This is a genomic window from Mesobacillus selenatarsenatis SF-1 (assembly GCF_000813125.1).
Taxonomy (GTDB): domain Bacteria; phylum Bacillota; class Bacilli; order Bacillales; family Cytobacillaceae; genus Mesobacillus; species Mesobacillus selenatarsenatis.
On record NZ_BASE01000115.1, the window covers coordinates 1 to 7,736 of the forward strand.

A 7,736-nucleotide genomic window follows, 5' to 3' on the forward strand; every position below is an offset into this window, starting at 1 on the left:
GTTTCTACTTTTCCTCGCCTAACCGGGAACATCTCCTTCTTTTATGTGACCAGTTTCCCATTTTCTTCTCCTGACCGGGCACTATCTCTTTTTATGTGACCGTACCTTGATCAGAAACTGGCGCAACAATAAACTAGCAAATCCTCTATGATCGTCCAAAAAAAGACGAAGCCCGCGGGCTTCGTCTTAATGTACCTTTTTCTTGGACATATACAAGAATGCTTTGATCATAAAATAATTAACCTCATCAGGCAGCAGTTCTTTTATTGGTTTTAACCTGTCGCGGCCAGCTTCTGCCACGGATCGCTCCAAGTCGGCGATATGTTCAGCTGGAATTAGCAAGTCATAATCGACTTCCATTCCTTGCTGGATGCACTGAATCAGGTGATTTTCAACCGTGCTTTCCACCAGCTCGCGACTCGCGGCGATTTCAGCAACTGTCTTTCCCACCTGATGCAGCTTGTACGTTTCGAGATGGGAATCCCCGACTGCTTTTTTTGCCGGCTTCCTGGCTGGCTCCGCAACGGCATTCATCACAGGCTCGCGCTCCGGATGCTCCTCGCAGAATTCGATGATCCGCTGAATGAATGGCGAACCATACTTCTGCAGCTTGTGTTCCCCGACACCGGCCACATCGAGGAACTCTGCATCTGTCAGCGGCAGCTTCAGGCACATATCCTTCAACGAGGAATCGGAGAAAATCATAAACGGCGGCACCTTTTCCGCAGAGGCAACTTCCCTCCGCAACTCACGCAGCTCTTCAAACAATGGATCATCATTGGAAACCTGCTTGACCCGCACTGCTTCCTTCCTGAAAACCTTCGTCTTGCCAAGCAAGACATCCTTTCCTTTTTCCGGCACATAAATCGTCGGGTAGGTGCCATGCTCGACGCCAATCAGCTCCTGGGAAATCAAAAACTCAATCAGATCATTGATCTGCTTGGCATTACGGTCCTTCATCAGTCCGTACGTCGGCAATTTATCCAGGCGGAATTCCAACACCTTTTTATTCCTTGAGCCAGTCAAAACATTGGCTGTCATCGCTTTTCCGTATTTCTGTCCCATCCGGATGATGCACGACAGCACCATTTGCGCATCCTTCGTGACATCCTGTGTCTCACGAGCGTCTGTACAATTACCGCAGCGTCCGCATTGCACGGTCTCTGTTTCGCCAAAATAGTGGAGGATATAGGATTGCAGGCACTCTTCGGTATGGCAGTAACCGACCATTTGCTGCAATTTTTCCAGCTCAGGCGCAATTCGCTCGCGGTCTGCTGACTGGTCGATCAAAAAGCGCTGCACCTGGACATCCTGCGACGAATAAAGCACGATACATTCACTGTCCAAGCCGTCACGCCCGGCACGGCCTGCCTCCTGATAGTAACTCTCCATATTCTTTGGCATCTGGAAGTGCAGGACATAGCGGATGTTACTTTTATCGATTCCCATTCCGAATGCTGAAGTTGCAACCATCACAGTAGCTTCATCCTGTAAAAATCGTTCCTGTTCGGTGTTCCGGTCTTCATCGTTCATGCCTGCGTGGTAGCGGGCGGCACTGAAGCCTTCCTTCTGCAGCCATTCATACAGCTGGTCGACGATTTTCCTGGTCGCCGCATAAATGATGCCAGCTTCCTTTTCATTCTTTTTGATAAAATCCTTTAAGTACGCCTGGCGATCCTGGCCTTTGACAACGGAAAAACTTAAGTTGCTGCGCTCGAATCCAGTGATAACCGTGTTCTCAGGATTTATTTTTAGCGATGCGCAAATATCTTCCCTTACCTTCGGGGTCGCGGTTGCCGTCAGGGCCAGCACAATCGGCTTTCTCGGCAAGCGATCAGCAAGTCCGGATATCTGCAGATAGCTTGGACGGAAATCATGTCCCCATTGGGAAATACAGTGCGCTTCATCGACGGCGATCAGAGGGATATCCATGTCCTGCAGGTCATCGATGAACTCCCATGACCCCAGCCGCTCGGGAGCGATGTACAACAGTTTGTACTTTCCGTTCCTGGCGTCATCCATTCGAGCCGCAGCTTCACCGGCAGTCAGCGAGCTATTGATGTACGTTGCCGGAATGCCAAGTTGGGTGAGTGTATCGACTTGGTCCTTCATCAGGGAGATCAGCGGTGAAATGACGATGGTTGTCCCTGGCAGCACGAGTGCCGGGATTTGATAGACAATCGATTTACCGCCGCCGGTCGGCATGACACAGACGGTATTTTCCCCTTCAAGAACAGATGAGATTGCCTGTTCCTGTCCTAGGCGGAATGAAGAATAACCAAAATGGTTTTGCAATAATTCACGGGCTTTTTGCAGCATAGTGAGGTGGCTCCTTTCAGTGAGAAAAATTGAGGGGATTTAAGAGGAAATACTCTTTCATTGTAACAGATATAGCAAGGCGAACGACAGCAAAAAATGCCGTGCTTCCTAAAGAAAGCACGGCATTTAACTTTATCTCTTTTTCAAAAAATCCGATAGTGAATCCTATCCAATCCACCTTGTTGAAACTATTCAAAACGAATCCTTCAAGAAAAGAAATATTTATTTTGGGTTATTCTCAACAAGTGAAAATCCTATGTGTGCCAGGGCTGATTCCAATGAATTCTTTATTAGAATGTCACCAACTAAGAGCCGGTTGTCTACCATCTTTACCGCATGTTCCGGATGTATGCCAGTCAGGATTGGCGTCACTCCAACAAGCTTTAACATTTTCATCATACTGAGCAAATAATGGATAATTCTTTCATTTATTCGAATGATCCCCGAAAGGTCTACAATCAAATAACGTAGTGACAAGCTAGTGCTCTGTTTAAGGGTCGAATCAATAATCAAATTCGCCCGTTTCTCTGTAATGTCGCCGATAATAGGTAATACAGCGACTCCATCGGTCAGGGAAACGATTGGAACAGATAACTCCTCTACCTCTTTATTTACCCTATCTAAATCAAGGACATAACTGAGCAGAGAAGCCATTGTGGTGAAAATTTCTATATGTTCTTCATGAAACTCAAAAGGTTCATTATCTAATCCACAAATTGTTCCATAGTTTGTCCCATCCCCATAATATATGGGAATGCCGATGAAACTGCCATTTCCTAACGAGAGAGTCACGTCCATACTCTTCGTCAACTCACTATGTTGCAAATCAGGAATTAATAGAACCCTATTCCCATGATTGACACTAAGTTTACAGTATGTATCATTGAATGGAAGTTTATCACCCTCATCCAAAAGAACACCTTTCTTATTGACCACCTTCTCTATTTCATTTGTACACTCGTCATTTTTAGCGATAAACAAAGTATTGACAGGCACTATAGTGCTTAGGAATTTCAATATTGTTTCTGCTGCATCATCAAAATTTCGAATAGAATGGTTCACAGGCTTGTTCCTCTTTTCTGATTTGTTCTAGGATGCACGTCATTAACAATATTATTATAATCATTATCTAACCGTAGGAAAAAAAGCTGGTGACTAGAAATGCCATCATTGTTCTATCCCCAGGCTTAATAACAAATAAAAATCTTGTACGATGATTAATAACCCTCATTATTCAGGGAGTATTCCTAGGTACTATTTAGCTAAAGAATCTTTTCTGGAATGAATTCATGAATTCAATCAGCATTCGAACCGTGACAGAGTTTAATCTATGTAATGAAGCATCGTCTTTTTCCTTAATTTGTCCATTGTTCAGTACTATGATACAAGAGCTCAACCTAAGTAACTTGCAGACTCCTCCCAGCACCAGCTTATACCCTTATTCATAATAAATTAAACCTTTTAAGATATTACTCCTATCACTTCGGTCCACTTTATCCAATACTGAGATTTTGAGCAATAACAAATACTGACGCTCTGATAGAGAATTCTCCAAGTTAAAGTACATCCAGAAAAGAGCAACCCACTATATTCCCCACATTTTCACACTGAAAGGAGCCACCCCGCTATGCTGCAAAAAGTCCATGAATTATTGAATATTATTTTGGTTATTCCTCGTTCATGGCTAACAATTCAGAACATGATTCTCATATTTTCTCAAGAGAAAATGGCTTATAAAAATCATTTAAAAACATATAAACCTTATAGATCGACAGAAAAAACGCCCTGCTTCAAAAGAAGCAAGACATTCATTATTCAGCAATCTTCAATGAGTCTACTCGATGGAATCTTGGCAAGCTGATTCTGATTGTCGTGCCCTCGCCAAGCTTGCTTTCAATATCGATATTGCCCTGGTGGAGATCGATGATCCGCTTGCAGGTGATCAGCCCCAGTCCGGTTCCTTTTTCCTTCGTTGAATAAAATGGTTCAAACAAGCGCTTGTACCTTGAGTCCGATATTCCGCATCCTTTATCGAGGATTGTGACCATCACGGAATCACTGCTCATTTCCTCCAATCTTACTTCGATAAAATGCCCGCTGTCCTCGGTCGCTTCAATCGCGTTCTGCAGCAGATTAATCAGCACCTGTTTCATTTTTTTTCGGTCGCAATTCAGAAGAATTTCCGACTCAATCTCAAATTCTACTTCTATGCTCTTAAGGTGTGCCTGCGGTTCCATGAAGTGGATGCATTCGCGTAGCAGCTTATTAAGATTCGTATGCTGAAAATGCACATGTTCATTAGGTTTGGCAATGAACATGAACTCATTGACAATTTCATTGATCCGGTCCATCTCATCCAGCATGATATCCAGATACGGCAACAAAGTCGGATCCGACACGCTTTCTTTGACGATTTTTGCAAAACCTTTCAGAGAAGTGAGTGGATTCCGGATTTCATGGGCGATGCCTGCCGCCAGTTCTCCCACAACGGAAAGCTTCTCCATTTGCTGGACCTGCTTCTCCCTCGCTTTTTCCTTCGTAATGTCTATGGTCGTCCCGATTACCTCCACCGTCACTCCGTTATGACGAACAGGATTCAGGATGGCCAGGTAATGGATTCCGCCAAAGTTCCCTTCATAGTTGACATGCTCTCCCTTCCATGCCTTTTCATAAAAAGCCTCTTTACGGAGAGCCTGTTCAGCCGGAAGGAACTCGAACAATGATTTCCCCACTACTTTTTCAGGGCAAAGACCTACTTTTTCTATCAGCTTGCCTTCAATAAACGTATGGATGAATGTGTTGTCTTGTTTTTCGTATTTAAATATAAAGCCAGTTTCTCTTGGAATGAACTGCTCATAATCCACCTTGCATTCCTGATCATTCACACGGCAACACCCTTAGAAAAAGATTCGTTCTCTTATAATTCTTTTATCCTTAGGGGAAATCCTTTAGAAAATATAGGTAATTCACTTCAGAAGTTGATATTTCACAACTATATGTAAAAAAGCTGCCTCCCAACTCGGGAAAGCAGCCCTCTATCACATCTTTTCTCCAGTCATCTCCATGACCTTCTCTTTCACTTCTTCTATATTGCGCATTTTATTGTCCCAGCACTTCTGGCTGAGGTCGACCGGATATTCTTCGGGATTGAGCATACGTGTGTATTCTTCCCAAAGAATGCCGAGGCAGTATTTTGAATGCTTTCGGACTTCATCCAGGCTAGGCTGGGTGTACACAAGCTTGCCATCCTTGAAGATATCGTGATGCAGATCCCGCGCATCGAAATTGGTGACGAATTTACTTACAAAGGTATGGACCGGGTGGAACATCTTCAGGCGCTTTTCCTGCTGTGGATTCTCACCCTCAAGTGTGATGTAATCCCCCTCAGAGCGATTATTCGCTTTGTTGATGATCCTGTACACGTTTTTGATGCCAGGAGTTGTCACTTTTTCCGGATTGGAGGAAATCTTGATTGTGTCCTCCATCGTGCCGTCACCCCGCTCAACTGAAACAATTTTATAAACCGCTCCTAAAGCTGCCTGTTCGTAGGCGGTAATCAGCTTCGTGCCCACGCCCCAAGTATCGATTTTCGCACCCTGGGCTTTCAGGTTCATGATCGTATACTCATCCAGGTCGCTGGATGCAACGATTTTCGCATCTTTAAAATCGGCTTCATCAAGCATTTTACGAGCTTCCTTTGAAAGGTAAGCAAGGTCCCCGCTGTCGAGACGGATGCCGATGAAATTGATTTTATCACCGAATTCCTTTGCCACTTTGATTGCGTTAGGCACACCAGATTTCAGCGTATCATACGTATCGACAAGGAATACGCAGTCCCTGTGCGTCTCAGCGTATTTTTTAAAAGCGGTGTAGTCATCCCTGTAAGCCTGTACCATAGAATGAGCATGGGTTCCTGCAATCGGGATGCCGAACAATTTTCCCGCACGCACATTGCTGGTGGAATCAAAGCCTCCAACATAAGCGGCGCGCGTGCCCCAGAGAGCCGCATCCATTTCATGCGCACGGCGGGTACCGAACTCCATCGCGATTTCATCTTTCACAACCTGTTTGATTCGGGAAGCCTTCGTCGCAATCAATGTCTGATAGTTGACGATATTAAGCAGCGCCGTTTCAATCAGCTGGGCTTCAACAAGTGGTGCATCGACCCTGACTAGCGGCTCATTGGCAAAAACAATCTCGCCCTCCTGCATCGCACGGATGGTTCCTGTAAAACGCATTTCTTTTAAAAAGGCAAGAAAATCCTCATCGAACTTTCCTTCTTCTCTTAAATATTGAATATCATCTTCCGTGAAGCCAAAGTTCTCGATATAGCTGATGATTTTTTCAAGTCCGGCAAAAACGGCATAGCCATTACCGAAAGGAAGCTTGCGGAAAAACAAATCAAACACCGCGCGTCGATTGTGAACGCCATCGCGCCAGTATGTTTCCATCATATTTAATTGATATAAGTCCGTATGCAGCATCAAGCTGTCGTCTCTGAATTTTGTGCTCATCTAAAAACCTCCAAATATACTGCCATGAACCGCTTGACCACTCAGCGGATATAAAAACTACCCTGCGCACCATTTGGCCTTGCAACTGGCTGCTACTTTACCTCAGCGCCAATCGAACTCTCAAAATGGCGGAGCGACCACTCATGGCCCACCTGGTCAAAAGAAGCAACCGCGTCCTTATACACAATAACCTTAAATCCCTTATTATAAGCATCGACTGCCGTGTGAAGGACGCAAATATCTGTGCAAACACCAACGAGATGAACTTCGGTGATTCCCCGCTCGCGCAGTTTTATTTCCAGATCTGTTCCGGCAAAAGCAGAATACCTCGTTTTATCGATATAATACACATGTTCGAGATGTTTATTTTTTTCATAAACACCCTGCAGGCTGCCGTACAAATCCCTGCCTTTCGTACCGCGGATATTATGAGGCGGATAGAGCTTCGTCTCCGGGTGGAACTCATCGCCCTCATCATGGACATCAATCGCGAAAACAACATAGTCACCATTATTGATGAAATCCCTGGTGATGCCGACTAGCTTCTCCTCGATCGCCTGCCCCGGCTCGCCGCAAGTCAGCCTGCCGTCATCCGCCACGAAATCATACGTATAGTCGATATTGATCAACGCCTTGCTCCCCATTATGTATCCACATCCTTTTATCTTATTATCTTTTATTTTCTTCCAAATATGATTTGTAGGCAAATTTTTCATATCGGCAGGATATTAAGGTTGATTGATTTTCGGAATCTATCTCCAAAACGGACACCAGACAAACCTACTTCTTCGTTACGTCCGAAGTTATATCGGGTTCAGACAAAATCACAGCTTCTCCTCCTGGTTTTGTCCGAAGTCACACCAGGTTCGGACAAAATCACAGCTTCTCCTCCTCGTTTTGTCC

At 44.7% G+C, this 7,736-nt stretch carries 5 protein-coding genes; all 5 read right to left on the reverse strand.

Translation table 11 applies throughout. From position 1 onward, the window contains the following. Nucleotides 1-186: 186 nt before the first annotated feature. Nucleotides 187-2,319, reverse strand: a complete 2,133-nt coding sequence (gene recQ, locus TY49_RS21200; RefSeq protein WP_041967900.1) for a DNA helicase RecQ — start codon at nucleotides 2,317-2,319, stop codon at nucleotides 187-189. 222 nt (nucleotides 2,320-2,541) lie between these two features. Further along, on the reverse strand, nucleotides 2,542-3,381 hold the full coding sequence (locus tag TY49_RS21210; protein WP_041967902.1) for an STAS domain-containing protein: 840 nt from the start codon (nucleotides 3,379-3,381) through the stop codon (nucleotides 2,542-2,544). Nucleotides 3,382-4,130: 749 nt separating this feature from the next. Beyond that, the gene (locus TY49_RS21215) at nucleotides 4,131-5,204 is read right to left on the reverse strand and encodes an ATP-binding protein (protein ID WP_052442263.1); all 1,074 of its coding nucleotides are present in this window, start codon (nucleotides 5,202-5,204) and stop codon (nucleotides 4,131-4,133) included. A 153-nt stretch (nucleotides 5,205-5,357) separates the two neighbouring features. After that, nucleotides 5,358-6,833, reverse strand: coding sequence for a nicotinate phosphoribosyltransferase (locus TY49_RS21220; protein WP_041967903.1), 1,476 nt, complete (start codon nucleotides 6,831-6,833; stop codon nucleotides 5,358-5,360). 92 nt (nucleotides 6,834-6,925) lie between these two features. Continuing rightward, nucleotides 6,926-7,477: a cysteine hydrolase family protein gene (locus TY49_RS21225; protein WP_041967904.1), complete on the reverse strand. Its 552-nt coding sequence runs from the start codon at nucleotides 7,475-7,477 to the stop codon at nucleotides 6,926-6,928. Nucleotides 7,478-7,736: the final 259 nt, after the last annotated feature.